The organism is Cupriavidus sp. 2TAF22, from assembly GCF_052115045.1.
In the GTDB taxonomy this organism is placed as follows: Bacteria; Pseudomonadota; Gammaproteobacteria; order Burkholderiales; family Burkholderiaceae; genus Cupriavidus.
The window spans coordinates 216,200-241,688 of the sequence record NZ_JBFRFX010000009.1 but is presented as its reverse complement, the minus strand read 5'-3'; the positions used below and the strand labels follow the sequence as shown (position 1 = coordinate 241,688).

Annotated in this window: 21 protein-coding genes; 11 read left to right on the top strand and 10 right to left on the bottom strand. The window is 67.1% G+C overall.

Annotation, left to right across the window (positions count from 1 at the left end):
- The first annotated feature begins 164 nt into the window (after positions 1-164).
- On the top strand, positions 165-2,954 hold the full coding sequence (locus AB4Z48_RS13795; protein WP_441614731.1) for a DUF6600 domain-containing protein: 2,790 nt from the start codon (positions 165-167) through the stop codon (positions 2,952-2,954).
- A 134-nt stretch (positions 2,955-3,088) separates the two neighbouring features.
- Here the strand turns inward: AB4Z48_RS13795 and AB4Z48_RS13790 are convergent, their stop codons facing one another.
- The 5 genes from AB4Z48_RS13790 to AB4Z48_RS13770 all read right to left on the bottom strand — a co-directional run bounded on the left by AB4Z48_RS13790 (position 3,089) and on the right by AB4Z48_RS13770 (position 7,721).
- Positions 3,089-4,261, bottom strand: a complete 1,173-nt coding sequence (locus AB4Z48_RS13790; RefSeq protein WP_441614729.1) for an ABC transporter substrate-binding protein — start codon at positions 4,259-4,261, stop codon at positions 3,089-3,091.
- An 85-nt stretch (positions 4,262-4,346) separates the two neighbouring features.
- A complete protein-coding gene (locus tag AB4Z48_RS13785) occupies positions 4,347-5,054 on the bottom strand; it encodes an ABC transporter ATP-binding protein (protein WP_441614727.1) in 708 nt (235 codons plus the stop codon).
- Complete coding sequence (locus AB4Z48_RS13780; RefSeq protein ID WP_441614725.1) at positions 5,041-5,805, bottom strand: ABC transporter ATP-binding protein; 765 nt, start codon at positions 5,803-5,805, stop codon at positions 5,041-5,043. The genes AB4Z48_RS13785 and AB4Z48_RS13780 overlap by 14 nt, the downstream gene beginning before the upstream one ends.
- Entirely contained in the window at positions 5,798-6,850 is a 1,053-nt protein-coding gene (locus AB4Z48_RS13775) for a branched-chain amino acid ABC transporter permease (RefSeq protein WP_441614723.1), read from the bottom strand. Before AB4Z48_RS13775 ends, AB4Z48_RS13780 begins: the two co-directional genes overlap by 8 nt.
- Positions 6,851-6,860: 10 nt before the next feature.
- Positions 6,861-7,721 carry a branched-chain amino acid ABC transporter permease gene (locus AB4Z48_RS13770; protein WP_441614721.1) on the bottom strand — a complete coding sequence of 287 codons (861 nt, stop codon included), beginning with the start codon at positions 7,719-7,721 and terminating at the stop codon, positions 6,861-6,863.
- Positions 7,722-8,179: 458 nt separating this feature from the next.
- Between AB4Z48_RS13770 and AB4Z48_RS13765 the strand changes: the two genes are divergently transcribed.
- From AB4Z48_RS13765 to AB4Z48_RS13755, 3 genes are all read left to right on the top strand, one after another.
- Positions 8,180-9,124, top strand: coding sequence for an IclR family transcriptional regulator (locus AB4Z48_RS13765; RefSeq protein WP_441614719.1), 945 nt, complete (start codon positions 8,180-8,182; stop codon positions 9,122-9,124).
- A 167-nt stretch (positions 9,125-9,291) separates the two neighbouring features.
- Complete coding sequence (locus tag AB4Z48_RS13760; RefSeq protein ID WP_441614718.1) at positions 9,292-10,104, top strand: SDR family oxidoreductase; 813 nt, start codon at positions 9,292-9,294, stop codon at positions 10,102-10,104.
- Positions 10,105-10,190: 86 nt separating this feature from the next.
- Positions 10,191-11,174 carry a Bug family tripartite tricarboxylate transporter substrate binding protein gene (locus tag AB4Z48_RS13755; protein ID WP_441614716.1) on the top strand — a complete coding sequence of 328 codons (984 nt, stop codon included), beginning with the start codon at positions 10,191-10,193 and terminating at the stop codon, positions 11,172-11,174.
- Between the two features lie 121 nt (positions 11,175-11,295).
- On the opposite strand, the gene AB4Z48_RS13750 is transcribed toward AB4Z48_RS13755, so the two are convergent.
- Positions 11,296-12,684 carry an MFS transporter gene (locus tag AB4Z48_RS13750; RefSeq protein WP_441614714.1) on the bottom strand — a complete coding sequence of 463 codons (1,389 nt, stop codon included), beginning with the start codon at positions 12,682-12,684 and terminating at the stop codon, positions 11,296-11,298.
- 361 nt (positions 12,685-13,045) lie between these two features.
- Between AB4Z48_RS13750 and AB4Z48_RS13745 the strand changes: the two genes are divergently transcribed.
- The 4 genes from AB4Z48_RS13745 (at position 13,046) to AB4Z48_RS13730 (ending at position 19,422) form a co-directional block, all read left to right on the top strand.
- Positions 13,046-14,566, top strand: a complete 1,521-nt coding sequence (locus tag AB4Z48_RS13745; RefSeq protein ID WP_441614712.1) for a pyridoxal phosphate-dependent decarboxylase family protein — start codon at positions 13,046-13,048, stop codon at positions 14,564-14,566.
- Positions 14,563-15,849, top strand: a complete 1,287-nt coding sequence (locus AB4Z48_RS13740) for an ATP-grasp domain-containing protein (RefSeq protein ID WP_441614710.1) — start codon at positions 14,563-14,565, stop codon at positions 15,847-15,849. Before AB4Z48_RS13745 ends, AB4Z48_RS13740 begins: the two co-directional genes overlap by 4 nt.
- Positions 15,803-17,395, top strand: a complete 1,593-nt coding sequence (locus tag AB4Z48_RS13735; RefSeq protein WP_441614708.1) for a hypothetical protein — start codon at positions 15,803-15,805, stop codon at positions 17,393-17,395. The genes AB4Z48_RS13740 and AB4Z48_RS13735 overlap by 47 nt, the downstream gene beginning before the upstream one ends.
- A gap of 368 nt (positions 17,396-17,763) precedes the next feature.
- Complete coding sequence (locus tag AB4Z48_RS13730) at positions 17,764-19,422, top strand: methyl-accepting chemotaxis protein (RefSeq protein WP_441614706.1); 1,659 nt, start codon at positions 17,764-17,766, stop codon at positions 19,420-19,422.
- Here AB4Z48_RS13730 and AB4Z48_RS13725 read toward each other — a convergent pair.
- Complete coding sequence (locus AB4Z48_RS13725) at positions 19,419-19,841, bottom strand: organic hydroperoxide resistance protein (RefSeq protein ID WP_441614704.1); 423 nt, start codon at positions 19,839-19,841, stop codon at positions 19,419-19,421. The genes AB4Z48_RS13730 and AB4Z48_RS13725 overlap by 4 nt on opposite strands.
- A gap of 170 nt (positions 19,842-20,011) precedes the next feature.
- Positions 20,012-20,686 (bottom strand): type 1 glutamine amidotransferase domain-containing protein, encoded by a 675-nt coding sequence (locus AB4Z48_RS13720; RefSeq protein WP_441614763.1) that lies wholly within the window; start codon positions 20,684-20,686, stop codon positions 20,012-20,014.
- A gap of 488 nt (positions 20,687-21,174) precedes the next feature.
- Between AB4Z48_RS13720 and AB4Z48_RS13715 the strand changes: the two genes are divergently transcribed.
- Entirely contained in the window at positions 21,175-22,014 is an 840-nt protein-coding gene (locus tag AB4Z48_RS13715; protein WP_441614702.1) for an enoyl-CoA hydratase/isomerase family protein, read from the top strand.
- Positions 22,015-22,068: 54 nt separating this feature from the next.
- On the opposite strand, the gene AB4Z48_RS13710 is transcribed toward AB4Z48_RS13715, so the two are convergent.
- Positions 22,069-22,644: a hypothetical protein gene (locus tag AB4Z48_RS13710; RefSeq protein WP_441614700.1), complete on the bottom strand. Its 576-nt coding sequence runs from the start codon at positions 22,642-22,644 to the stop codon at positions 22,069-22,071.
- Positions 22,645-22,787: 143 nt separating this feature from the next.
- Between AB4Z48_RS13710 and AB4Z48_RS13705 the strand changes: the two genes are divergently transcribed.
- Positions 22,788-23,360 carry a MarR family winged helix-turn-helix transcriptional regulator gene (locus AB4Z48_RS13705; protein WP_441614761.1) on the top strand — a complete coding sequence of 191 codons (573 nt, stop codon included), beginning with the start codon at positions 22,788-22,790 and terminating at the stop codon, positions 23,358-23,360.
- A gap of 5 nt (positions 23,361-23,365) precedes the next feature.
- Here AB4Z48_RS13705 and AB4Z48_RS13700 read toward each other — a convergent pair whose 3' ends face one another.
- Complete coding sequence (locus AB4Z48_RS13700; protein ID WP_441614759.1) at positions 23,366-24,589, bottom strand: IscS subfamily cysteine desulfurase; 1,224 nt, start codon at positions 24,587-24,589, stop codon at positions 23,366-23,368.
- Between the two features lie 362 nt (positions 24,590-24,951).
- On the opposite strand from AB4Z48_RS13700, the gene AB4Z48_RS13695 reads away from it, so the two are divergent.
- Positions 24,952-25,476 (top strand): flavin reductase family protein, encoded by a 525-nt coding sequence (locus AB4Z48_RS13695; RefSeq protein WP_441614698.1) that lies wholly within the window; start codon positions 24,952-24,954, stop codon positions 25,474-25,476.
- Positions 25,477-25,489 lie beyond the last annotated feature (13 nt).

The window sequence follows — 25,489 nt, the reverse complement described above, 5'->3', positions numbered from 1 at the left end:
GCCCGGCCGCGGCCGGCGGCGCCTGCCGGCCGGCGGCGCGCCAGGGAAATATGTGCTTACAAAGTCCGGTGCGCCGGCGCGGCTGCCCGCCGTTAAGGGAAGTATCGTGACAGCAGGGAGCACGGGCGTTGGCCCGGCACCCGTTTCGTCGAAGAGGTAATTCCATGTTTCCTGACCGCAGGCTTGGCCACCGTGCCCGCGCCCTGCTCATAGCCACCGGCCTGGCAGGTGTCGTTCTTGTCACTTGGCAACTGCCGGCGCTGGCGCAGTCCGCCGATCCGTCCGACCGCATCGCCACCATCACCGACGCCGCGGGCAATCTCAGCTTCGCGCCGGCCGGCTCCGACGAGTGGGCCCAGGCCGCACCCAACCGGCCCATCACCACCGGCGACCGCCTGTGGGTGGACAACGGCGGACGCGCGGAGCTGCATGCCGGCTCCACGGCGATCCGGCTCGGCAGCGCCACCGCGGTGACGGTGCTCAACCTTGACGACAGCGCCACCCAGGTCAAGCTGACCCAGGGCACGCTGCAGCTGCGCGTGCGCGCGCTGCCGCCGGACCAGCCGGTGGAGATCGACACCCCCAACCTGGCCTTCGTGCCGCGCGAGCCGGGCGACTACCGGCTCGACGTGGCGGCCGACGGCAGCGCCACGGTGGTCACCCTCCATCATGGCTCGGCCGTGGTGTACGGCGACAATCGCTCGCTCGACATGCGCCGCGGCGAGCAGGTCCGCTTCGCCGGAACCGACCTGGCCGAGGCAGGCGCCGCCTCCGATCCGCCGGCCGACGAGTTCGACCGCTGGACCATGGCGCGCGATGCGCGCGAGGATGCCTCGCCCTCGGCCCGCTACGTACCTCCCGAGATGACCGGCTATGCCGCGCTGGACGGCTACGGCGACTGGCAGGAAGACCCGGGCTACGGCGCGGTTTGGTTCCCGCGCGTGGTCGCGGCCGACTGGGCGCCCTACAGCGCTGGCCACTGGGCCTGGGTGGCGCCGTGGGGATGGAGCTGGTGCGACGACGCGCCCTGGGGCTTCGCGCCGTCCCACTATGGCCGCTGGGCTCGCGTCGGCGACCGCTGGGGCTGGATGCCCGGCCCGCGCGCGGTGCGTCCGGTGTACGCCCCCGCGGTGGTGGGCTTTATCGGCGGCGGCCCCGGCCCCGGCCGGAATGCCTCCCACGGCGGACCGGGGGTAGCCTGGTACCCGCTCGGCCCGCGCGAGTCCTATCGCCCGGTCTATGGCGCCAGCCCTGGCTATCTCAATCGCATCAACCGCTTCACCGTCAATAACGAGGTGGTCAACAACCACGTGCGCAACGTCTATGTCAACCGGGATGTGCCGGGCGCCGTCACCGGCATGCCGGCGCGCGCCTTCGTGCAGGGCCAGCGCGTGCCGCCCGGCGCGCGCAACGACGCATGGCGCAACCTGCCGCGCGGCGAGGCCAACGGCGCGCCGCCGCTGGCGCCGGTCAAGGCCAGCCTGCTAGGTGCGAATCCCGGGCGGCCCGCGCCGCCGGCGGTCATGCAGGGCTTCAACCGTCCCGCCATCGCGGCGCGCGCGCCGGGCCGTCCCGCCAGCGACGAACTGGCCCAGCGTTTTGCCCGTGGCGGCGGCACGGTGCCCGGCGCGGGGCCGGCCTGGCACGGTGGCGGCGGTGGCCCCGCCCCGAACCCGGGCGCGGCAGCCGGCCCGGTGCGCCTGAGCCAGGCCGCGCCGGCCTTCCACGGCCGCAATGCGGCGGGACCGGGCAGTCCCGCCAACCCGGCCAACCCCGCCAATCCTGCATTCAACCCGCAGCGGGCCGAGGGCGGTCCGCGCGGGGCGATGCCGCAGGGCTTCGTCAATTCCGATCGCGGTGGCCAGCCGCAACCGCAGCAGCAGATGCAGGGGCGGGGCTGGACCACGCGTCCGGACCAGGCGCACGGCCAGCAGGGCGATCCGCAGGCCTTCGCGCGCCAGCAGCAGGAGCGTCAGTTTGGCGAGCAGCAGCGCGCCCAGCAGGGAATGCAGCAACAGCAGGACATGCAGCGCCAGCAGCAGGAACGCCAGCGTGGTGACCAGCAGCGCGCGCAGCAGGGGATGCAGCAACAGCAAGAGATGCAGCGTCAGCAGCAGGAACGCCAGTTTGGCGAGCAGCAGCGCGCCCAGCAGGGGATGCAGCAACAGCAGGAGATGCAGCGCCAGCAGCAGGAGCGCCAGCGCGGCGAGCAGCAGCGTGCCCAGCAGGGGATGCAGCAACAGCAGGAGATGCAGCGCCAGCAGCAGGAGCGCCAGCGCGGCGACCAGCAGCGTGCCCAGCAGGGGATGCAGCAACAGCAGGACATGCAGCGCCAGCAGCAGGAACGCCAGTTTGGCGACCAGCAGCGCGCCCAGCAGGCAATGCAGCAACAGCAGGAGATGCAGCGCCAGCAGCAGGAACGCCAGCGCGGCGACCAGCAGCGCGCCCAGCAGGCAATGCAGCAACAGCAGGACATGCAGCGCCAGCAGCAGGAACGCCAGCGCGGCGACCAGCAGCGCGCCCAGCAGGCAATGCAGCAACAGCAGGACATGCAGCGCCAGCAGCAGGAGCGCCAGCGCGGCGAGCAGCAGCGTGCCCAGCAGGCGATGCAGCAACAGCAGGACATGCAGCGCCAGCAGCAGGAGCGCCAGATGCAGGAGCAGCAGCGCCAGCAACAGGCCATGCAGCGGCAGCAGCAGGAGCAGCAGCGCCAGCAGATGGAACAGCAGCGCGTGCAGCAACGCCAGCAGCAGGAGCGCCAGGCACAGGAGCACCAGGTACAGGAGCAGCAGCGCCAGCAGCAGGTGATGCAACGCCAGCAGCAAGAGCAGATGCAGCGCCAGCAGCAGGATGTGCAACGCCAGCAGCAGGAGCACCAGCGCCAGCAACAGCAACAGCAACAGGAACAGCAGCGCCGCCAGCAAGAGCTGCAGCGTCAGCAACAGCATGCCTAGTCGGCGGCGTCAATGAAGAGAGGCGGGGGGTGACAAGACAGGAGCCCGCCGGTGCGCGGGCCTGAATCCCGCCGGAGTGCCGGGCGGGACCTTCGGCAAGCCGGCGCGTCGCGCGCGCCGGCCCCGGAGTTGACTTATTTGGCCAGTTCGGACAGGCGCACCTGGGCAATCTTGCCGCCCTGCACCCAGCCCACCACGGTATCGGCCACGGTGCCGCCCTTGGCGTCGATGCTCTCGATCTCGTTGGGGTTGGCATCCTTGGCCAGCGTCTTTACCGCCTCCGGCATCTTGGCGCGGATCGCCGCCACGTCGGTGGTGGTGCCGGCCAGCTTCATGGCGCCGGCCAGCGCGTACACCATGGTGTAGTTGAGCGACATCTCGGTGGTGGCATCGCGCCCGTCGTGCAGCTTCTTGTATTTGTTGTTGTAGTTCTGCGCGGCGGGGCGGCTGTCGTTGGCCAGCGGCATCACGCCGATCGAGCCCTCCAGCATGGCCAGGCCGTTGGTGACCTTGGACATCTCGTCGAGCTTGGCCTGGTCCATCACGATAAAGCCGCCCTTGAAGCCCAGTTCGCGCGCCTGCTTGACCACCAGCGCGGTCGGCTCCGACGGGCCGCCCACGAACATCACGTCCGGCTTGTCGGCCAGCACGCGCGACACGCCGCTGTAGAAATCGGTTGCCTTGGTATAGGACATCGGGTTGTTGGCCACCACCTTGCCGCCCGCACTCTCCCATGCAGGCACGAAGGCCTGAACCCAGGCCTTGGCGTAGTCATGGTCGGCCGGCGCCAGCGCCACGTTCTTGCCGTAGCGCTTCATCTGCGCCTTGATAAAGGGATCGATATAGCCGGTGTAGGCCGGCGGGATGCGGATGGTCAGCTTGTTGTTGACATCGGTGATGCGCGGCACGCTGGAGTACGCCATCACCAGGAACTTCTCCTGCTCGTTGAAGGCCTGCAGCGCGAAGATGCCACCCGAGTGCGGCACGAACACGGCGGGCGTCTTGTACTGCTGCACCAGCCGGCGCGCGTTGATCGCGGCCTCGGCCGGGGCGTACTTGTCATCGAGCGCGGCCACTTCGAGCTTGACCTTCTTGCCCTTGACTTCCAGGCCGGCGGCGTTGATTTCGTCGACCGCCATCTGGATGCCCGAAAGCACGTTCTTGCCGTACAGGGCGGCGCCGCCCGACAGCGGGCCGGTGTAGCCCAGCTTGACGACTTCCTGTGCGAAGGCGGTGCCCGAAGCCAGCAGCGCGGCCACGGCGGTGGCGGCGAGCGGGAAGAAGCGGCGGATCATCTTGGTTTGCATCTGGCGGTCTCCTGTTGTGTTTGCACTGCGTTCGTTCTTGTCCTGTCTTCCTGCCCTGTTTTCCTGCCCTGTCCTTCGGCCAGGGCTAGCCGCCGATATACGCGCGGCGAATTCCCTCATCCTTGAGCAAGGTTTCGCGGTCGCCTTCCATGACGATGCGCCCGCTCTCGATCACGTAGGCGCGGTGCGCGATGCCAAGCGCCGCGTAGGCGTTCTGCTCGGCCAGCAGCACGGTGGTGCCGGCACGGTTGATGCGCTGGATGACCTCGAACATCTGCTTGACCACCAGCGGCGCCAGCCCGAGCGACGGCTCGTCGAGCAGCAGCGCGCGCGGGCGGCTCATCAGCGCGCGCCCCAGCGCCACCATCTGCTGCTGGCCGCCCGAGAGCGAGCCGGCCGGATCGTCCTTCTTCTGCCGCAGGATGGGGAACATCTCGAACACTTCTTCGAGCGAGCGCTTGATGCCTGCCGAATCGCGGCGGTGGACGTAAGCGCCCAGCGTCAGGTTCTTCTGCACGCTCATGGCGGGAAACAGCTTGCGCCCTTCGGGGCAGTGCACCAGCCCGGCCTGCACGATCTGCGAGGGCTTCATGCCGGACAGCTCGCGGCCGTCGAAGCGCATGGTGCCGCCGCTGGCGCGGTGGATGCCGCTCATCGCCAGGAAGATCGAGCTCTTGCCGGCGCCGTTGGCGCCCAGCAGCACCACCAGCTCGCCGGCGCCGGCGTGCAGGGTGATGTTTTCCAGCGCGCGGAAGCTGCCGTAGGAAAGCGAAACGCGCTCAAGCTGCAACATGGTCGGCTCCCAGGTAGGCTTCGATGACGTGCGGATCCTGCTGGATCTGCGCGGGCGTCCCCTCGGCGATCTTCTCGCCGTAGTTGAGCACCATGATCTTGTCGGCCAGCCGCATGATCATGTCCATCTTGTGTTCGATCAGGCAGACCGTCTTGCCATGGCGGACCATCTTGCGGATCAGTTCGGCCAGGCCCACGGTCTCCTCCGGATTGACGCCGCCGGCGGGCTCGTCGAGCAGCAGCAGTTCGGCATCGGTGGCCAGCGCCAGCGCGAAGGCCACGCGCTTGCGCTCCTCCTGCGTGATGTCGGCCGCCACTTCATGGGCCAGGTGCGCAAGGCCGACGAACTCCAGCGCTTCCTCCGCCTTGGCGCGGCACAGGCGCTCTTCCTCGCGCAGCCGCCGCGTGTTGAAGAGCACGTCGGCCAGGCCGGAATGCGTGCGCAGGCGATGGCCCACGATCAGGTTGTCCAGCACGGTGGCGCGGTCGAACAGGTGGGTCGCCTGGAAGGTGCGCGCCACGCCCAGGCGGGCGATCTGGTCCGCGCGCAGCCCGGCCACGTCCTGGCCCTTGAGCAGGATCTGGCCGGAGCTGGGTGCGTGGGTGCCGGCGATCAGGTTGAAGAAGGTGGTCTTGCCGGCGCCGTTGGGTCCGATGATGGCGTTGATGTGGCCGGTCTCGAAGCGGATCGAGACATCATTTACCGCGGTCAGGCCGCCGAATTTCTTGGTCAGGTTGCGGATCTCAAGCATGGTCGACCCCTGCGTTGGCTGCGTTGGCTGCGTTGGCTGCGTTGGCACCGGCGGCCGGTGCGGGAGCCTGCGCGCGGCTCTTGCCGCCGCGCCGCGCGGCCGCGGCGCGCCTCGCCTGGCGCTTGGCCCACGAGCCGACGATGCCGTCCGGCACGAAGATGATGAGCAGGATCAGCACCGGGCCGAACACCAGCATGCGGTAGTCCTGCAGGAACTGCAGCGTCTGCGTCACCCACGGCACCAGCACCGCGCCCAGCAGCGGCCCGAGCAGCGTGCCGGTGCCACCGACCAGCATCGCCATCACCATGTCGAAGGTGAGGTCGGTGCGCGCGATATCGGGGCCGAGGAAGCGCACCTGGCCCGCGTACAGCGCGCCGGCAAAGCCCGCATAGCCCACCGACAGCACGAAGGACAGCACCTTGGTGCGCATCAGGTTGATGCCCAGCGCCTCGGCCAGCGCATCGCTGTTGCGCACGGCCATGAAGCTGCGGCCCAGCAGCGAGGTGACGATGCGGTGCATCACGAAGGTGCCGATCACGAGGAAGAACAGCACCAGGTAGTACTGCGCCTGCACGTTGTCGAACGCCAGCGGGCCCACCGACGCCGGCACCGGGATGCCGATCAGGCCCACCGTGCCGTGCGTGAGGCTTTCCCATTTCTCGATCAGCAGGTAGATGATGTAGCCGATGCACAGCGTGAAGATCGAGAAGTAATGGCCCTTCAGGCGCAGCGACACCACGCCCACGAAGTAGCCCACCACCATGCACACCACGCCCGACAGCGCGAACGCCACCCAGAACGGTACCTGGTGATCCACCGTCAGGATACCCAGCGTGTAGGCGCCGATTGCCATGAAGCCACCGTGCGCGAGGTTGAGCTGGCCGGTGTAGCCGGTGATCAGGTTCAGCCCCAGCGTGGCGATGGCGTAGATGAAGGCCAGCGTCATCACCGTCAGGTAGTAGCTGTTGGGCGTGAGCAGCGGGAACGCGACGGCCAGCGCCAGCAGCAGTGCCCAGCCGGCTTTTCCTTGCAATGCATTGGTCATGTTGCGCTCCTTAAGCGGCCTTGCCGGCAAACAGGCCCTGCGGGCGGATCGACAGGATGGCCACCAGCAGCACGAAGGCGATGATGTCCTTGTAGTCGGTGGAGACGTAGAAGCCGCCGAAGCTCTCGGCCATGCCGATGATCAGCCCGCCCACGATGGCCCCGGGAATGCTGCCCATGCCGCCGAGGATGATGATGACGAAGGCCTTGGTGATGACCAGGTTGCCCATGCTCGGGTAGACCAGGTTGATCGGCGCGTACAGCGTGGCGGCGATGGCGGCCAGCGCGCCCGAGATGGCGAACACCAGCAGGGTGACGCGGGTCGCGTCGATGCCCACCAGCGCGGCGCCTTCGCGGTTCTGCGCCATCGCCACGATGGTCGAGCCGGTCACGGTGCGCGTGAGGAACAGGTGCAGCAGCACCATCAGGCCGAAAGCCGCGCCGATGATCAGCAGGCGCTGGGCGGGGGCGGTGAGCCCGAACACTTCCACCATCTGGCCGTAGGGCGTGGGCATGCGGTTGAAGTCCGCGCCCCACAGCGCCTGCGCGCCGGCCTCGAGGAACAGCATGATGCCGATGGCGGCGATCATGTCGTGCAACTCGGGCGCGTTGCGCAGCGGATGGAACACCAGGCGATCGGCCAGCATCGACAGCGCTGCCACCGCCAGCGCGGCGGCGCCCATCGCCAGCCAGTAGTTCATGCCGAGCGCCGTCATCATGTAGTACGAGACATAGGCGCCGGCCATGTAGAACGCGCCGTGCGCGAAATTGGGCACGTGCAGGATGCCGTAGACCAGTGTCAGGCCCAGCGCCACCAGGCTATACACGCCGCCCAGCGTGAGGCCGTTCAGGACTTGTTGGAGAAACAACATCTCGGGCTTACCTCTTGGCTAGTCGCAAAAAAAATCGCGAACGAAGGCACGCAAGCCGCATGGCGGCATGCGCGGAAGCTGCGGCGCCGCGCGCGAGGCGCGGGCCGCTCATGGGGCAAATACGGGGATCAGCCGGGCGGTGGTGCGGCTTGCCGGATGGTGTGGTCCATGTCTTGTCTCCTGTGCAATGCGGTGCAATGCGGATTTGGCTGGTCGGGGGCGGGCCCCGCTGCCGGTGTCGTCGTGTCGGTGAAGGCGCCATGCGTTCGCACGCATATGCACGTTCCAGCACGATCGTTCGTTTTCATTGACTGTTGCATACGGCCTGAGGCACAGTCAAGGAATACGGAATAGTCTTCCGCACAGCGAAATAGCCGGCGCAGCCCGCGTCCGCAGCCATCCGGCGCGGCCCCGGGGCGCGTCCTTCCGCAGCCAGTTGCCATGTGTCGCCGCCACCCATGAAGCGCACTTCGTCGATCCCGCTGTCGCCCTGCGCATCGCCTGCCGGCGCTGCCAGCGCCACGCAAGCCACGCAAGCCACGCAAGCCGCGCACGCCACGCACGCCACGCATGCGACCCATGCGGCCGATGCGCAGCCGGTGCTGTTTTCCGGCACGCCCGCCGATGCGGCGCGCGACGACCGCAACTTCGTCACCGCGCTGGCGCGCGGGCTGGACCTGCTGCGCGCCTTCGGCCCGCATGACGATTACCTCGGCAACGCCGAACTCGCGCGGCGCGCCGGCATTCCGCGGCCGACCGTTTCGCGCCTGACCTACACGCTCACCAGCCTGGGCTACCTGATCTATTCGGAGTCGCTCGAGAAGTACCGCCTCGGGCAAGGTGCTATGGTGCTCGGGCAGCGCTACCTGGCCGGCTCGCGCATCCGCGAGATCGCGCAGCCGCTGATGCAGTCGCTCGCGTTCGCCACCGATTGCACGGTGGCGCTGGCCACCGCCGACCGGCACGAGATGGTCTACCTGGAGGTCTGCCAGCCGCGCGGCGCGCTGGTGATGCGGCTGGCGCCGGGATCGCGCCTGCCCACCGCCACCTCGGCCATCGGACGTGCGTGGCTGGCCGGGCTGGAAGCGCCGCGCCGCGCCGCCGTGGTGGCCGACCTCGAGCATTTCTACGGCAGCCGCTGGGCACCTATCCGCACCAAGCTCGAACGCGCGCTGCGCGACTACGGCAGGCGCGGCTTCTGCCTCGCGCATGCGGAGTGGGACCGCAGCGTGAGCGGCGCGGCCGCGCCGGTGGTGCTCGAAGGCGGCGCCGAGGTGCTGGCCATCAATATCGGCGGCGCCGCCACGCGGCTCACGCCGGAGATTCTCGATGGCAACCTCGGGCCGCGCATTCGCGAGCTGGCCGAGACGCTGCAGGCGCGGCTCTGGCAAGGACAGGGATAGCGAGGCATCATCGCAGCGGCATCGACATGCATCCACCGCCATCCCTCACAGCAAGGATCACAGCAAGAATCACAGCAAGAATCACAGCAAGAATCACAGAATTCCCGCGGCCATGTGAGCCGTACATCTAGCTGGCATTACAGACAAAGAAAACAAAGGAGACAAAGATGGAGATCCGCAACAAGACCGTGATCGTGACGGGCGCCGCCACCGGCATCGGACGTGCGCTGGCGCTGGCCTTCGCCGCGGGCGGCGCGCGCGGCGTGGCCGTGGCCGACCTCGACGAAGCGGGCGCGCAGAAGGTGGCCGCGGAGCTGGCGCAGGCCAGTCCCGCGTGCAAGGTCTTCGCGCAGCGCACGGACGTGGCCGATGCCGCCGCGGTGCAGGCGCTGGCGGATGCGGCCACCGAGCGCTTCGGCCAGGTGGACGTGTTCTGCTCGAACGCCGGCATCATCCTGCGCAAGGGCCTGGACGCCAGCGCCGAGGAATGGCAGCGCATCTGGGAGATCAACGTGATGGCCCACATCCACGCCGCGCGCGCGGTGCTGCCGCAGATGCTCGCGCGCGGCGAGGGCTACTTCGTCAACACCGTATCGGCCGCGGGGCTGCTGTCGCAGATCGGCTCGGCACCCTACGCCGTGACCAAGCATGCCGCCATCGGCTTTGCCGAGTGGCTGTCGATCACCTACGGCGACCGCGGCATCAAGGTCAGTTGCATCTGTCCGCAGGGCGTGCAGACCAACATGCTGTTCGGCGAGGACGGGGCGCGCAAGGGCTTCCTGCAGGCGGGATCGGTCACGCCCGAGCATGTGGCGCAGGTCACGCTGGCAGGCGTGCAGGAGGAGCGCTTCCTGATCCTGCCGCATCCCGAAGTGCTGGAGTACTACCAGCGCAAGGGCCAGGACTACGACCGCTGGCTCAAGGGCATGCGCCGCCTGCACGACAAGGTGATGGCCGAGTTCGGCGGCACCGTGGTGTGAGCATGGCCGCGCCCCGCGCGGCATCCCAGGCAATAACCCGATCAAAGCAAAAGAAAAAGCAAAAGCAAAAGCAAAGGGAGACATCAATGCGCAGCAAACCATTCGCGGCGGCCATGCTGGCCGCCTGCGCCGCATTTACCGCGCTGGCCGCGTCATCGGCCCGGGCCGATACCTATCCCTCCAAGCCGATCCGCATCGTGGTGGGCTTTCCCAGCGGCGGCGCGCCGGATATCCTGGCGCGGATCTTCTCCGAGAAGATTTCTCCCGCGTGGGGCCAGCCGGTGGTGGTCGACAACAAGCCGGGTGCGGGCGGCAATATCGGCGGCGAGGCCGTGGCGCACGCCGCGCCCGACGGCTACACGCTGGCCATGGGCACGGTGGGCACGCACTCGATCAACGGCGCGCTCTACGCCAGGATGCCGTACGACATGGTGAAGGACTTCGTGCCGGTGATCCTGGTCGCGTCCACGCCCAACGTGCTCGTGGTCAACCCCGCGGTGCCGGCCAGGAACGTGCAGGAACTCATCGCGCTGGCCAAGGCCAAGCCGGGCGGCCTCACCTTCGGCACGCCAGGCGTCGGCACTTCGCTGCACGTGGCGGGCGAACTGTTCAATTCGATGGCCGGCGTGAAGATCACCCACGTGCCGTACAAAGGCCGCGCCATGGCCATCCCCGACCTGCTCGGCGGCCATATCACGATGATGTTCGACAACCTGCCGTCGGCGCTGCCGGTGGTCAAGGAAGGCAAGCTGCGGGCCTTGGGCGTCACCAGCGCCAAGCGCTCGCCTTCGGCCCCGGACATCCCCACGCTGGCCGAGCAGGGATTGCCGGGCTTCGAGGCCGATTCCTGGTTCGCCATCTTCGCGCCGGCCAACACGCCCAAGGATGTGGTCGCCAAGCTCAACGCCGAACTCAACCGTATCTACACGCTGCCCGACGTCCAGGCCAAGCTCAAGACCCTGGGACTGGACCCGATCCTAGGCACGCCGGAAACGCTGGCAAGCTACCAGCGCGCCGAGATCGCGAAGTGGGCGAGGGTGGTGAAGGAGTCGGGGGCCAAGGCGGAGTGATCGCCCCGGAGCGCACAGTCGGGGCTGGCCTGGCGGTGTAAGGCTTCCCCTCTCCCGCAGCGGGCGCTGCGGGGGAGGGGAGCAAGCCGGCGGGATCCCGGTGCAGGGCGCCGGCCGGGCGTCAGATATCCGCTTCGGCCGCGCCCCGCGCCTGGGAGCCACTGCCGCTGCGCAGCCGGCTGAAGCTCACCACCGCGCCCACCGTGGCCACCGTCGCCGCCACATACAAGGCCAGCCTTGCCGCGCCGGTCTGGTCCACGCTGAACAGCAGTGCGACCACCGCGGTGCCGGTGGTCTGCCCCAGCAGCCGCGTGGTGGCCTGCGCGCCGCTGGCGCCGCCGCTGCGCGCGGGCGGCGTGGCGCCGATCATGGCGCGGTTGTTGGGCGACTGGAACAGCCCGAAGCCCAGCCCGCACATCGCCATGCGCCAGCCGATGCCGAAGCTCGATGCGTCGGGGCCGAGCAAGGCCAGGCCGACCAGCCCGCTGCCGAGCAGCGCCAGCCCGACTCCGGCCAGGATGCTGGCGGGATAGCGGTCCGACAGGCGACCCGACAAGGGTGCCATGATCGCCACCATCAGCGGCCACGGCGTGATCAGCAGCCCGGTCTCGTGCAGCGAGCGGCCCAGCTGGTATTCCAGGTAGAACGGCAGCGCCACGAAGGCCAGCATCTGCGCCATGAAGGAGCAGAACGAGGTACCCACGGCCAGCGTGAAGGCGCGGTTGCGGAACAGGTCCACCGGCACCAGCGGCGCCGGCTTGCCGCGCTGCATGCGCACCAGCCCCAAGCCCAGCAGCGCGGCGGCCACCAGTCCGGCCGCCGCCGCAGGACGCAGGCTGGCGTGGCCGGCGCCGTCGACGCTCAGGATGAACAGCGCGAATACCACTGCCGACAGCAGCGCGCTGCGATAGTCGAAGCCATGCGGCTGGGGCGGCGTGGCCGGCAGCGCGCTGCGTGCCAGCACGAGGGCGAACACCGCCACCGGCACGTTGATGGCGAACAGCCACGGCCAGCTCGCGATGGACAGGATCAGTGCGCCCACCGACGGGCCCACGGCGATGGTGATGCCCACCACCAGCGCATTCAGCCCGATGCCGCGGCCGAGCTTGGTGGGCGGATAGATAAAGCGCACCAGCGCCGTGTTCACGCTCATGATGCCGGCGCCGCCCACGCCCTGCAGCACGCGCGCCGCCACCAGCACGGGCAGGTTCGGCGACAGCGCGCACAGCAGCGATCCGAGCAGGAAGATCGCCAGCCCCGCGCGGTACACCCGCTTGTAGCCAAGGATGTCGCCGAGCGAGGACAGCGGCAGCAGGCATACCGTGACGGTGAGCTGGTAGGCGTTGACCACCCAGATGGTGCTGCTCGGGTCTGCCGCCAGCTCGCGGGAGATCGATGGCAGTGCGATATTGGCGATCGAGCCGTCGAGCACGGCCATGATGAGGCCGCAAAACACGGTGAGGATGGCCCAGCCGCGTTGGGGGTGGGGGAGGCCTTGGTGTGTCTGCATGGGAAGTGGGGGAGTGCCGACGGGAGGCGCGAGCGTTGCCTGCGATACTTGATTGCACAATTATCGTCGCGCACGGCGGTGCCCGCAATCGATCGGATTGTGGTAAGGCGGGGCCGCAGTGTTGTTTTTCGGTCCCCGGGGTGCCGGCGCGGGCCGGCAGCGGGGCCGGCCCGCGCCCCGGGCGGAGCCGGATACCCACGGCGGGCCCCTGGCTTGGCAGAGAAATAGGGCAGGAAACCCGCCATCCTCGTCAGAACGGGCCGGCGGCCCGGCGCTATGATCCCCGCCACAATGTCCCGCAAGCGAGGCCGCGCAAAGCACCTCGCCTTGGGACGCAGCGTTTTCCGGACAGCCATCAGCCATGTCAACACCAACCCCCGAGGGCAGCCGGCAGCCAGCCCGCGCCAGCCTCGACCCTGTCGACTGGAGCGCGCTGAGGGCGCAGGGCCACAGCATGCTCGACGATATGCTGGACTACCTCCAGGGCATTCGCGAGCGGCCGGTCTGGCAGCCGATCCCCGACGCGGTGCGCGAGCGCTTCCGCGAGCCCTTGCCGCGCGAGGGAAGCGGGCTGGAGCGGGTGCACCAGACCTTCATGGACAGCATCCTGCCTTATGCCGTGGGCAATGCGCATCCCGGCTTCATGGGCTGGGTGCATGGCGGCGGCACCCCGGTCGGCATGCTGGCGGAAATGCTCGCGGCCGGGCTCAATGCCAACCTCGGTGGCCGCGACCACATCCCGGTCGAGGTGGAGTGGCAGGTGCTGCGCTGGGTGATCGAGCTGTTCGGCTTTCCCCAGGATGCCAGCGGCCTGTTCCTGACCGGCTCCTCCATGGCCAACCTGTGCGGCGTGCTGGCCGCCAGGACCCGGGCACTCGGTGGCGAGGTGCGCGCGAGCGGCGTGGCGCAGGCAGCGTGCCGCCTTACCGCCTATACCTCCGCGCGGGCGCACGGCTGCATCGCGCAAGGCATGGACCTGGCCGGCCTGGGGAAAGACAATCTGCGCTCGATTCCCGTCGACGATCAAGGGCGCATGGATCTGGCCCGCCTCGCCGCCGCCATCGCGGTGGACCGTGCTGCCGGCTTCTCGCCATTCCTCGTCGTCGGCACCGCCGGCACGGTCGATACCGGTGCCATCGACGACCTGGCCGGCATCGCTCGCATGGCACGCCGGGAGCAACTGCACTTCCATGTCGACGGCGCCTTTGGCGCACTTGCCATGCTGTGTCCCCAGCTTGCCCCGCGCCTGCGTGGCATCGAGCAGGCGGACTCGATCGCCTTCGATTTCCACAAGTGGCTGCAAGTCCCCTATGACGCCGGCTTTTTCGTGGTCCGGGACCGGCAATTGCACCTGCGCACCTTTGCCACGCACGAAGGCACCTATCTCAGCCGCGGCGAGCGCGGCATGGCGGCCGGCTCGCCCTGGCCGTGCGACTTCGGCCCGGATCTCTCGCGCGGCTTTCGCGCCCTGAAGACCTGGTTCACGATCAAGGTCTACGGCACCGAGCGGCTGGGCGGCATGATCGCGCATACGTGCGCACTGGCGCAGGAACTCGCGCGCCGCATCCGTGCCGAGCCGGAGCTGGAGCTGCTGGCGCCGGTATCGCTCAATATCGTCTGCTTCCGCTTCACCGGCACCGGGCCCGCGGCGAGCGGCGCCATCGACCAGGTCAATCGCGATCTGGTCGTCGCCTTGCAGGAATCCGGCCTCGCCGCGCCTTCGTCGACGATGCTCGACGGGCGCTTCGCGATCCGGGTTGCCTTGTTCAACCATCGCAGCACCTCGCAGGATATCGATGCCCTGCTTGGCGCGACCCTCGCACTCGGCAAGGCGCTGAGCGCTTCGACATCCGTGCCTGAAGTCAGCGATCTAACACAATGAACGTGAACGCCATCCACGATTCCGCAACCGCCACGCCGGCCCGGGACACGCTGATCGGCCTGCGCCACCTGCTGCGCGCCGCCCATCAGAATGAAGACCTGCGCCCCCTCGGCGCGAAGCTGATCAACCATCTGCAGTCGCAGCCGGATGACGCCAATGCGCTGATGGATCTCTCGCTGGTCCTGCAGCTGCTCGGCGATCATGCGCTTGCCATGACCATCCAGGCCGAGGCGCTGCAGACGCGGCAGCTCTATCACCTGCCGACGCTGCGCGATGGCGCCGTTGGCCTGCGCGTGCTGGCCATCATGGTGTCAGGCGACCTGATGGCGAACACGCCGCTGGAATGCCTGCTGGGCAACTCCGACGTGGCGCTCGACGTGCTGTACGTCACCCCGGAAGAACCGCTGCCGCAGGCCGTGCCGGAGCACGATGTGCTTTTCATTGCCGTTGGCGAATCGGACCGCACCCAGCCCGTGCTGGAGCAACTCCGCGCGCTCGCCGCGATCTGGCCGCGCCCCGTGCTGAACCTGCCGGATCGCCTGCAGCGGCTGTCGCGCGACCGGGCCGCATCGGCGCTGGCGTCGGCACCGGGCATCTGCATGCCGCCCACGCTGCGCGTGGACCGCGAGGTGCTGGCGGCCGTGGCCGGGGAGCAAGCCACGATCGTATCGGTGCTGGGCGAAGGTGGATTCCCGATCATCGTCCGGCCGCTCGGCTCCCATGCCGGCAAGGGGCTGGAAAAGCTCGGCGACGCGGCCGAGCTGGCCGCTTACCTGGCGCAGTCCGGCGAGCCGGCCTTCTATGTGTCGCGCTTCATCGACTACCGGAACGCGGACGGACTGTTCCGCAAATACCGGCTCGTGCTGATCGAGGGGCGTCCCTATGTGTGCCACGTGGGCATTTCCGAGCACTGGATGATCCACTACCTGAATGCCGGCATGGCCGAGAGCGCCGTCAAGCGGGAGGAGGAAGCGGCGATCATGCGCGACTTCGACCACACCTTCGCGCTGCGCCACAAGGATGCCCTGGCACTGATCCAGGCGCGCCTGGATCTCGACTATGTCGGCCTGGATTGCGCCGAGACGCAGGACGGCGAGTTGCTGGTGTTCGAGGCGGACACGGCCATGGTCGTGCACGACATCGACCCGGTCGACCTCTTTCCCTACAAGCAGCCGCAAATGCACAAGATCTTCGCTGCATTCCGGGCCATGCTGATCAATGCCAGCCAGACCGAGCATGCCGGTCGAACGCACGCTGCCGATGCCGCTGCCATCGACGGCTGAGCTGCTGGTCAGCGGCGGCGATCACCGCATCGCGCTGGACCCCGCCACAGGCCGCAACAAGTACGGTTGCGAGCCGCTCGCCTGCGCGGACCTCGCTGCGTTCGGCTCGTCCACGTCTTCGGGAATCTCGCCGGCGGCGTTCGCCGTGGTCGACGAACTGCGCGGCCGGCTCGCCGCCGCGCTGGCGCACCAGACGCCGGCCGAGCTTTATCGCCGCGAGATGGACCGGCTGCGCAGCGAGGTGCTGGCACTGTGCGGCATCGACCAGGCGCAGGACCCCGGGCTCGTTTTCTCGGCGTCGGGCACCGATGTGCACCTGCTTGCCGCGCGGGTAGCCGCGCGCGTGACGGGGGACGGCGACCGCGCTGGCGATGGCGCGCCCGCCAGGCCGCTGGTGATCATGGCGGGCGCGGCCGAAAGTGGCAGCGGTGTGCCCGCGGCGCTCGCCGGGCAGCACTTCAGCACGTATAACGCCCTGGGCCGTACCACCATCCCGGGCGAGTCCCTCGGCCAGTCCTGCGCCAGCGATATCCTCGATGTGCCGATCCGCAATGCCGACGGAACCCTGCGGGATGCGGCCATGGTCGACGCGGAAATCGAGGCGCTGGTCGGCCAGGCCGCGCGTAACGGGCGCCATGTGCTGCTGGTGCTGATCGATGTCTCCAAGACCGGCTGCATCGCGCCGGGCATCTCGTGCGTCATGCGGCTGCGGCGCCGCTGGCCGTCGGTGGTGCAGGTGCTGGTCGATGCCTGCCAGTTCCGCCTTGAACCACGCACCATCCAGGCCTACCTGCGCAGTGGCTTCATGGTGGCGCTGACCGGCTCCAAGTTCCTCACGGGACCCTCGTTCTCCGGCGCCTTGCTGCTGCCAGCGGAGATTGGCGGCAAGCTGCGCCAGCGCGGCGTGCCTGCCCAGCTTCGTATCTACTCCGCGCGCGAGGAATGGCCGCAGGACTGGGCCTGCGCGCAGGCCCTGGGATCCTTCGCCAATTTCGGCCTGCTGCTGCGCTGGCAGGCGGCGGTCCATGAGTTGCGCGCGTTCCGGGCGGTAAGCGCCTCGCAGGTCGAAGGCATCCTGCGGCGCTTTGCCGACGCCGTCGGGCAACGGCTGCACCACGATCCGGCCTTTGCCGCCCTCGATGTACCGGCGCTGGACCGCGCCGCGCTGGACAGTCCGTCGAGCTGGGACGGTATCCAGACCATCCACCCTTTCCTGCTGTACCGGCCCGTCTCGCATGGCGGCAGGGCTCCGCTCAGCCGGGACGAGACCGCCGCCGTCTATCGCCAGTTGCAGATGCCGGCGTCTGGTAGCGGCGCCTGCCAGCTTGGCCAGCCGGTGGATTGTGGCCACCAGGCGGGCGTTCCGGTCAGCGCCCTGCGGCTGTGCATGAGCGCCAGGCTGGCAGTCGATGCCGCGCGCGGCATCGGTCATGAGACGCGCATCATCCGCCAGGCCATGTCTTGCCTCGATGCCGTTGCGGCGCTGGCCCACGGCTGCGCGCCTTCTCTCAACCCGGCGGCGCTAGCGGAAACGGCATTTTCCTGATCCCCGGCGCGGGCATGCCTGCCCGATTCCAGCTCTTGCCCCGGCGCCGATGCCGGCATGCTTCAGCGCGCGGGAGCTGTGGCGATTGCGCCGCCTGGTCGCGCGCTCACGAAAATCTATCCCCACTTTGGTAGGGGGTGAGTATTCCCGACTTCTGCCGTTAGCCGCTTTGCAGCCCGGCGCCGCATGCATGCGGCGCCGGGCTGCACACGCATGAGCCGAAGAGCGACGCGTAGACGATGATCGCCCACACCACAAAAGACGGGCAAGCGGGAACGGGATGGCAGCGGTTCGCCTTGGCGATTCAAAGCAGAAACCTTGGACCAATCCGCAGCGCCAATGTCCTGACGGGACAAGAGGGGATCACCGTGAAGTTCAACAGCCTGTCCATCAAGCGCAAGCTCCTGCTCGGCTTCAGCCTGCTCGCCATCATCACACTGGCCGTCGCCGCGCTCTCGCTGCGCGCGCTGAGCCAGACCACCGAAGGCTTCACCCGCTATCTGCACGGCATGAATGCGCGCGCGGAGATGGCCGCGCAGGTGCGCACCGCCGTCGACCGCCGCGCCATTGCCGCGCGCAACCTCGTGCTGGTGACCAGGCCCGAGGATATCGCCATCGAGAAGACCGAGGCGCTGCGCGCGCACGATGACGTGAAGGCGCACCTGGCGCGGCTCAAGGAGATGGTCCAGGCCAGCGACGCCAGCGAAGGCGCGCGCAAACTGGTGCGCGATATCGACAGCATCGAAACGCGCTACGGGCCGGTGGCCACGGACATCGTCGGCCTGGCGCTTGCCGGCAAGCGTGACGAAGCCATCCTCAAGATGAATGCAGAATGCCGGCCCCTGCTCGCGGCGCTGGTCCAGGCCACCGATGCCTATACACAATTCACCGCCGCACGCCAGGCCGAAACCGTGCAGCGGCTGGGAGAGGACTATCTGGCGCAGCGCAACCTGTTGATCGCCATGTCGATTGGCGCCGTGGTCCTGGCCGCCGCGGGCGGGCTGTTGCTCGCCCGTGCGATCACCGGCCCGCTGCAACTGGCCGTCGGGGTGGCGCAGACGGTAGCCCGCGGCGACCTCGGAAGCAAGATCGTGGCCACCTCGCAGGACGAGGCCGGCCGCCTGTTGTCGTCGCTGGGCGACATGAACGAACGCCTGATCGAGATCGTCTCGCGCGTGCGCCAAGGCTGCGGCAGCATTGCCGGGGCCTCGGCGGAGATCGCCGCGGGCAACGCGGACCTGAGCCGCCGCACTGAAGAGCAGGCGGCCTCGCTCGAAGAAACCGCCGCCAGCATGGAAGAGCTGACCACCACGGTACGCCTGAGCAGCGAGAACGCCAGGCAGGCCAACGACCTCGCCCGCGAAGCCGCCGATATTGCCCAGAGCGGCAGCGTGGCGGTGGGCCGGGTAGTCGATACCATGCAAGGCATCAGCGCCAGTTCCAGCAAGATCGCCGACATTACCGGCATGATCGAGGGGATCGCCTTCCAGACCAATATCCTGGCGCTCAACGCGGCGGTGGAAGCCGCGCGCGCAGGCGAGCAGGGCCGCGGGTTCGCGGTGGTGGCCAGCGAAGTGCGCAGCCTGGCCCAGCGCTCGTCCGGCGCAGCCAAGGAGATCAAGGAACTGATTTCAGGTTCGATGCGGCAGATCGAGGACGGCTCGACGCTCGCCGGCGAAGCAGGGCGGACCATGGCATCGGTGACCCAGGCCGTGGCGCGCGTCAGCGGCATCGTGGAGGAAATTGCCGGCGCGGCGCAGGAGCAAAGCCGCGGCATCGAGCAGGTCAACACCGCGATCTCGCAGATGGACCAGGTCACGCAGCAGAACGCAGCCATGGTCGAGCAGGCCGCCAGCGCATCGCGCGCGTTGCAGGATCAGGGCCGGGACCTGGATGAAGCGGTGGCGTTCTTCCGCCTGCCTGGCACCGGCAGTGGCCGCCGCCAGGCACCGGACCGGGCGGCCACGACCGGGCCGGTTGCCACCGGCATGCGATCGCTTGGCGCGCGCGGCGTGCCGGCCCCCTAGACCAGCGTCAGGGTCACGTCGATATTGCCGCGAGTGGCATTCGAATAGGGGCAGACCTGATGGGCTTGCTCGACCAGCTTCTCGGCCTCGGCGCGATCGAATCCCGGAATCGAAATCTTCAGTTCGACCTGGATGGCGAAGCCTTGCGGGATCGGGCCGATGCCGACCGCGCCTTCGATCGAGGTATCGGCCGGCAGCGTGATCTTCTGCTGTCCGGCTACGAAACGCATGGCCCCGATAAAGCAGGCAGAGTAGCCGGCAGCAAACAGTTGTTCGGGATTGACGCCATTGCCGGCGCCACCCATTTCCTTGGGCAGCGCGAGCTTCACGTCGAGCAGGCCGTCCGACGATGCAGCGCGGCCATCGCGCCCTCCGGTGGCGGTGGCATGGGCGGTGTAGATAGCTTTTTCCAGCTTCATGATGACTCCTTGAGAAGGGCCCGCGGCCAAGTGTTGGCGGGTTGGTGAAGTCGGTTCAACAGCTGCCGCGGGCGGCCTCCCTGGGAGCCCGCGGCGGATCTCGTCGATCGTGCATCGCGTCGCGCACGGCCAGGCCGCCTTGCGCGAGGCCTTGTGCAAACCGGCTTCACTCAGCCGAGAAGCGTCAGCAGCTTCTGCGCAGTGGCCGTGGATGAGGCGGGATTCTGACCGGTAATCAAGAGGCCGTCGACGATCGCAAAGCTCTGCCAATCGTCCACCTTCTCGAACAGGCCGCCGAGCCGCTTGAGTTCATCCTCGACAAGAAACGGGACGACCTTGGTCAGCTGGACTGCCTCTTCCTCCGTATTGGTGAAACCCGTTACGCGCCGGCCCTTCACGATCGGCTGGCCGTCGATAACGACGCGGTGCAGGACGGCGGGGGCATGGCAGACTGTCGCCACCGGCTTTCCGGCGTTGTAGAACGCCTCGATCAATGCGATCGAGTTCTTGTCTTCGGTCAGGTCCCACATCGGACCGTGGCCGCCCGGATAGAAGACCGCGTCATAGTCATCGGCCTTCACGCCGGCGAGCTTGACCGTGCTGGCGAGGACCGCCTGCGCAGCCGTGTCTTCCTTGAATCGCTTTGTCAGTTCGGTCTGGCCCTCGGGCTCGTCGCTCTTCGGATCGAGCGGCGGCTGGCCACCCTTGGGAGAAGCAACCGTGATCGTTACTCCCGCGTCGAGGAATGTGTAGTAAGGGGCGACAAACTCTTCGAGCCAGAATCCAGTCTTCTTCCCCGTATTTCCCAACTGATCGTGGGAGGTCAGTACCATCAGAATCTTCATCATCGTGCTCCTTGGGCCGGGACTGCGTTACCCCGCCGGGACGGCGGGCGCCGCCTCCGGCCTGAAGCCACGGCGCCCCCTTTTCGTCCATCGCCCCCTCCTTGCCGGGCGGCCGATGCGCTCTTCATCTTAGCAGCAGGGTACGGCGCAATCAAAAAACGGATGGTGATGGAATTGGAAATTATGACGAAGCGGTATCTTTATGATTCGGTTACGTTCAATAAATCAATATTTATGAATTGACAATTAATATTCTATTTATTGTTGCGTGGACGGGGTTTGCCCGGACAATGCCGCCCGCGTCGCGCGACGCTGGATCTTGCTCTCCTTGCCTATACTAAGGAGCCAGATAGCGGCGAGCCTGTTCAAGGAGCGTCCTCGAAAAGGCCGGCCCGCGTGCGTTTCCGGCGGTGCCGTCGGCTCTCGCGATTGGTTTATGGAGGCGATGATGGTGGTATAGCGTCACTTGCCGCAACCAAGGATCCCAAATGTCTAAGACAAATAAAGACCGGCAGATCTTTATGGAATGCCGTACGCCAGAATACTGGAGAGTCACGCTCAATCATCCTCCTTTCAATATTTTCGGGCCGGATAGCATCCCGCAATTGAATGAAGTCATCACTGCGCTGGAATCGGACAAGGACGTCAAGGTCGTCGTTTTCGAAAGTGCCGTGCCGGGTTTTTTCCTGACGCACTATGACTTCACCCGCGATCTTGAAGAGTCGACAAGCATGGCGCCCGGGCCAACGGGCATGCACCCGCTGCCGGATATGCTGGTGCGCCTGAGTCGCGCCCCGGTCGTGTCGATCGCGTCTATTCGCGGACGGGCGACTGGCGTGGGCAGCGAGTTGTCGCTCGCCAGCGACATGCGCTTCGCGAGTCGGGAAAAGGCCATCCTTTCGCAGTGGGAGGTCGGCGCCGCGCTTGTTCCCGGTGGCGGCCCGATGGCACGGTTGCCTCGCCTGATGGGACGAGGGCGCGCCCTTGAGGTGCTGCTGGGGGCCGACGATATCGACGGCGACCTCGCGGAGAGATATGGCTACGTGAATCGCTCGTTGCCGGATTCCGAACTGGACGCCTTTGTGGAAGCGCTCGCCTTGCGGATCGCCTCGTTCGACAAGCAAGCCATTGCCGACACCAAGCGCCTGGTCGACATCGCCAGCTTGCCGCCCGACGCCGAGATTCGCCTCGAATGGGATGCTTTCATTACATCGGTGGGTCGTCCGCAGGCCCAGAGAAAGGTAGGCGAGTTGCTGAAGCTCGGCCTGCAGGAGAATGCCGACGTCGAAGCGCGACTTGGCTATTACACCAGTACCCTGGGAAATTGAAGGCCTGGCGCCGAACCTGTGGCCATCCGCGATAGAGCCCGCGCCAGTGTCGTGTCAGGGCAGCGGCACTGGCTCGGCAAAGGCCTGCAGGAAAGCGAGCGACGGCTTTGCCGCCACGAGCCGGTTGATTTCTGTTTTCAGTTCATCCGCGGGAAGCCAGGGGTAGGTCAATCCTGCCTGCAGGGCCGCCAGCGTGGCCGCCATCGGATCGGCCACCGAGTCCATCCGCTCGATATGTATGTGCAGGCTGGCGATGCGCGCCGGGCCATCGGCCTGCGCAAAGCCCCAGCGGTAGTAGCCCTTGCCAAGCCGGAGAACGTTGGCGGCGGTTTCGCGCATTGCCACCAGCCAGGGGACAACAATGCTGTCTCCCACCAGGGCGAGTTCGTCGGCGACGTAGTAGGTACGGCAGGCATCGAAGGTCTTGGCAAACTCCGTGACGAGCGTGGCGGCGATGCCCTGTGCACCCTCGGTCTTCGCAGGAAAGGCGATCGTATCGGTGTTGATCGAGATCGTCAGCGTAGCGTCTTGCGCAAAGGCCTCATGGATCAGTTCCGGGCGGTTGTTGTCCTTGGCCCGGACATAGGTCTCCAGGAGTGACTTGGCGGTATGCAAGGGGATCGGGTTCATGGCATGTCTTGAGCAGCGAAGGGATGGAGGCGCCCGGAAGGGCGGAAATCCGGCTTGTCGCTGCAGCTTCCCGCCGCGTAGCCGGGTTGTTTGCTAGAATTTGGCACAAAGCTTGCTTGAAAAGCTATGTGGAGCAATTGCCTGTGGCGACAACTACCGGAAACAAAACCCTGACGATCACCAATCCGGCGTGCCTCGTCGATGGTTCTGACGTCGAGTTCCGTCATCTCGTGAACGGACTGCTGCCATTCGCCGCAAGGCTGCTTTCGGTGCGGGACGGCTTCGGCAGCGTGATTGGCCTGACCGGGGTCCAGTACTCGCTGATCCGGTCCATTGCGCATCTCTCCCAGCAAGGTGAGGTGACCGTGAACCAGCTGGCCGATCATCTTCACCTCAGCGGCGCCTTCGTCACCCTCGAGACCGGCAAGCTGAAGAAGCTGGGCCTGATCGACAAGAAGGCCCACCCCGACGACAAGCGCAAGATGCGCCTGACCATCACGGCCGCGGGCACGCGCTTGCTCAATGAACTGTTGCCCCTGCAGCAGCAGATCAACGACGTGTTGTTCGACGGCGTGAGTCGCACCGAATTCAAGGTCTTGTGCTCCGTTGTCGACAGGCTCGTCGCCAACGGAGACCGGGCCGCGCTTGACCTCGAGCACCTCCAGGCGCGCCGGCAAACGGTCCAGCCCGCGCGAGGTGGCGCCAGGGAGCGCTGACAGCTTCAGTGCGCGGCCCACTGGATGGTGCGCAGATCGATACCCTCCTGGTGCATGTCCCAGAGCGGGCTGAGTTCGCGCAGCCTGGAAACGGTGGCGGTGACAAGCCGGATCACTTCATCGACTTCCGCCTCGGTGGTGTAGCGGCCCAGCGTGAAGCGAATCGAGCTGTGCGCCAGCTCATCGCTGCGGCCGAGCGCACGCAGCACGAACGATGGCTCGAGCGAGGCCGAGGTGCAAGCGGATCCGGAAGAGACGGCGACACCCTTGATGCCCATGATCAGGGATTCGCCTTCGACGAAGTTGAAGCTGATATTCAGGTTGTGCGGGATTCGCTGCCGCAGGCTCCCGTTCACATAGACTTCGTCGAGTTGCGTCAGCCCCGCCAGCAACCTGTCCCTCAAGGCCCCGACGCGGCCTGCCTCTTCTGCAAGCTCCACCCTCGCAAGCCTGAACGCTTCGCCCATGCCCACGATCTGGTGCGTCGGCAGGGTGCCTGAGCGCATGCCGCGCTCATGTCCGCCGCCGTGGATCTGCGCCTCGAGGCGGATCCTGGGCTTGCGCCGCACATAGAGCGCGCCGATCCCCTTGGGGCCATAGACCTTGTGCGCGGTCACGGTGAGCAGATCGATCTTGAGCGCAGCGAGGTCAATGGGGATCTTGCCCGCCGCCTGCACCGCGTCGCAATGGAACACGATGCCCGCCGCGCGGCAGATCTCGCCGATCTGCGCAACCGGCTGGATGACGCCGATCTCATTGTTGACCATCATCACCGACACCAGGATCGTATCCGGCCGCAAGGCAGCGCGCAGCGCGCCGAGATCGATCAGGCCGTCTTCCTGCACCTCGAGATAACTTACCTCGAATCCTTGCCTCTCGAGTTCGCGGCAGGTATCGAGCACGGCCTTGTGCTCGGTCCTGACGGTGACAATGTGCCTTCCCTTGCCGCGATAGAAATGCGCCGCACCCTTGATGGCGAGGTTGTTGCCTTCCGTCGCGCCGGATGTCCAGACGATCTCCCGCGGATCGGCATTCAGCAGTGCCGCCACATGGGAGCGTGCCGTCTCCACCGCTTCCTCGGCATGCCATCCGTAGGCATGGCTGCGCGAAGCAGGATTGCCGAAATGCTGGTGCAGGAAGGGCACCATTTCATCGACGACCCGTCTGTCGACAGGCGTCGTCGCACTGTAATCCATATAGATCGGATAGGTCCTGGGTGCTGTGTGCATGCTGCTTCTACGCTGACGGCTGATGGGTTGGCGTCGCAGGGAAGAGCGATCCCTGCGCGGGAAAGTGGAGCGGAGTCTAGCACCGCGCGCGCTCCATCTGCGCTGGCGCCACACCGGCGGTAGGGTTGTTGGATGGCCCTGGCGTGGTCCGCCTGCAGTCACCCGAAATCCGGAGACGATCGTCCAGCCCTTGTGCAGCAAGGCTTTGCGGCGCAAATCCGGTCCGCCAGCGTAGCGCGCTCCCGCTCCTCCTAGGGTTTTTACCAACTTGAATAGCAGTGTTGCATAGCATTCAATAACACCTAATTTACAAAGGTAATAAACAAAGCAACAAGGCAACGACAACATGTGTAGGAGTAGCGATGTCTGAGTCATCTGTCGGTACCGGCTTCGACGCCGAAGCGCAGCGCCGCTTCAGGAATGCGCTGGCAATGTTCGCGACGGGCGTGGCGGTGATCACCGCGCCCAGGGAGGAGATGCCGGTCGGCATCACGGTCGCGTCGTTCAACTCGGTTTCCCTCGATCCGCCTCTGGTCCTGTTCTCGGTGGATCGCCGCTGCCTGAGCCTGGCGGACCTATACACGGCGCCGCGCTACGCGGTCAACGTGCTCGCCGAGGCCCAGCAGGATATGTCGAACCGGTTTGCGAAGGCGAACTCCGGGAAGTGGGAAGGCATCGACTATTCGGCGCGCGACAGCCGCGGCCACGTGCTCCTGCCCGACGCCCTGGCCGCCTTCGAATGCGAGCCGTATGCGCAGCATGACGGTGGCGATCACGTGATCTTCATCGGGCGGGTGATCCGCTATCAGGCCCGGCATGACGGCCGGCCCCTGATCTTCTTTGGCGGCAGGTACCGGGCACTCGAGAGCAGCCCGGCAGCCGCCTGAATCCACAGCAAGC

What these genes read in the sequence shown, in the direction of transcription:
- AB4Z48_RS13795 (WP_441614731.1), top strand. Translation starts at nt 165, where the DNA reads ATGTTTCCTGACCGCAGGCTTGGCCACCGTGCCCGCGCCCTGCTCATA.
- AB4Z48_RS13790 (WP_441614729.1), bottom strand. Translation starts at nt 4,261, where the DNA reads ATGCAAACCAAGATGATCCGCCGCTTCTTCCCGCTCGCCGCCACCGCC.
- AB4Z48_RS13785 (WP_441614727.1), bottom strand. Translation starts at nt 5,054, where the DNA reads ATGTTGCAGCTTGAGCGCGTTTCGCTTTCCTACGGCAGCTTCCGCGCG.
- AB4Z48_RS13780 (WP_441614725.1), bottom strand. Translation starts at nt 5,805, where the DNA reads ATGCTTGAGATCCGCAACCTGACCAAGAAATTCGGCGGCCTGACCGCG.
- AB4Z48_RS13775 (WP_441614723.1), bottom strand. Translation starts at nt 6,850, where the DNA reads ATGACCAATGCATTGCAAGGAAAAGCCGGCTGGGCACTGCTGCTGGCG.
- AB4Z48_RS13770 (WP_441614721.1), bottom strand. Translation starts at nt 7,721, where the DNA reads ATGTTGTTTCTCCAACAAGTCCTGAACGGCCTCACGCTGGGCGGCGTG.
- AB4Z48_RS13765 (WP_441614719.1), top strand. Translation starts at nt 8,180, where the DNA reads ATGAAGCGCACTTCGTCGATCCCGCTGTCGCCCTGCGCATCGCCTGCC.
- AB4Z48_RS13760 (WP_441614718.1), top strand. Translation starts at nt 9,292, where the DNA reads ATGGAGATCCGCAACAAGACCGTGATCGTGACGGGCGCCGCCACCGGC.
- AB4Z48_RS13755 (WP_441614716.1), top strand. Translation starts at nt 10,191, where the DNA reads ATGCGCAGCAAACCATTCGCGGCGGCCATGCTGGCCGCCTGCGCCGCA.
- AB4Z48_RS13750 (WP_441614714.1), bottom strand. Translation starts at nt 12,684, where the DNA reads ATGCAGACACACCAAGGCCTCCCCCACCCCCAACGCGGCTGGGCCATC.
- AB4Z48_RS13745 (WP_441614712.1), top strand. Translation starts at nt 13,046, where the DNA reads ATGTCAACACCAACCCCCGAGGGCAGCCGGCAGCCAGCCCGCGCCAGC.
- AB4Z48_RS13740 (WP_441614710.1), top strand. Translation starts at nt 14,563, where the DNA reads ATGAACGTGAACGCCATCCACGATTCCGCAACCGCCACGCCGGCCCGG.
- AB4Z48_RS13735 (WP_441614708.1), top strand. Translation starts at nt 15,803, where the DNA reads ATGCCGGTCGAACGCACGCTGCCGATGCCGCTGCCATCGACGGCTGAG.
- AB4Z48_RS13725 (WP_441614704.1), bottom strand. Translation starts at nt 19,841, where the DNA reads ATGAAGCTGGAAAAAGCTATCTACACCGCCCATGCCACCGCCACCGGA.
- AB4Z48_RS13720 (WP_441614763.1), bottom strand. Translation starts at nt 20,686, where the DNA reads ATGAAGATTCTGATGGTACTGACCTCCCACGATCAGTTGGGAAATACG.
- AB4Z48_RS13715 (WP_441614702.1), top strand. Translation starts at nt 21,175, where the DNA reads ATGTCTAAGACAAATAAAGACCGGCAGATCTTTATGGAATGCCGTACG.
- AB4Z48_RS13710 (WP_441614700.1), bottom strand. Translation starts at nt 22,644, where the DNA reads ATGAACCCGATCCCCTTGCATACCGCCAAGTCACTCCTGGAGACCTAT.
- AB4Z48_RS13700 (WP_441614759.1), bottom strand. Translation starts at nt 24,589, where the DNA reads ATGCACACAGCACCCAGGACCTATCCGATCTATATGGATTACAGTGCG.
- AB4Z48_RS13695 (WP_441614698.1), top strand. Translation starts at nt 24,952, where the DNA reads ATGTCTGAGTCATCTGTCGGTACCGGCTTCGACGCCGAAGCGCAGCGC.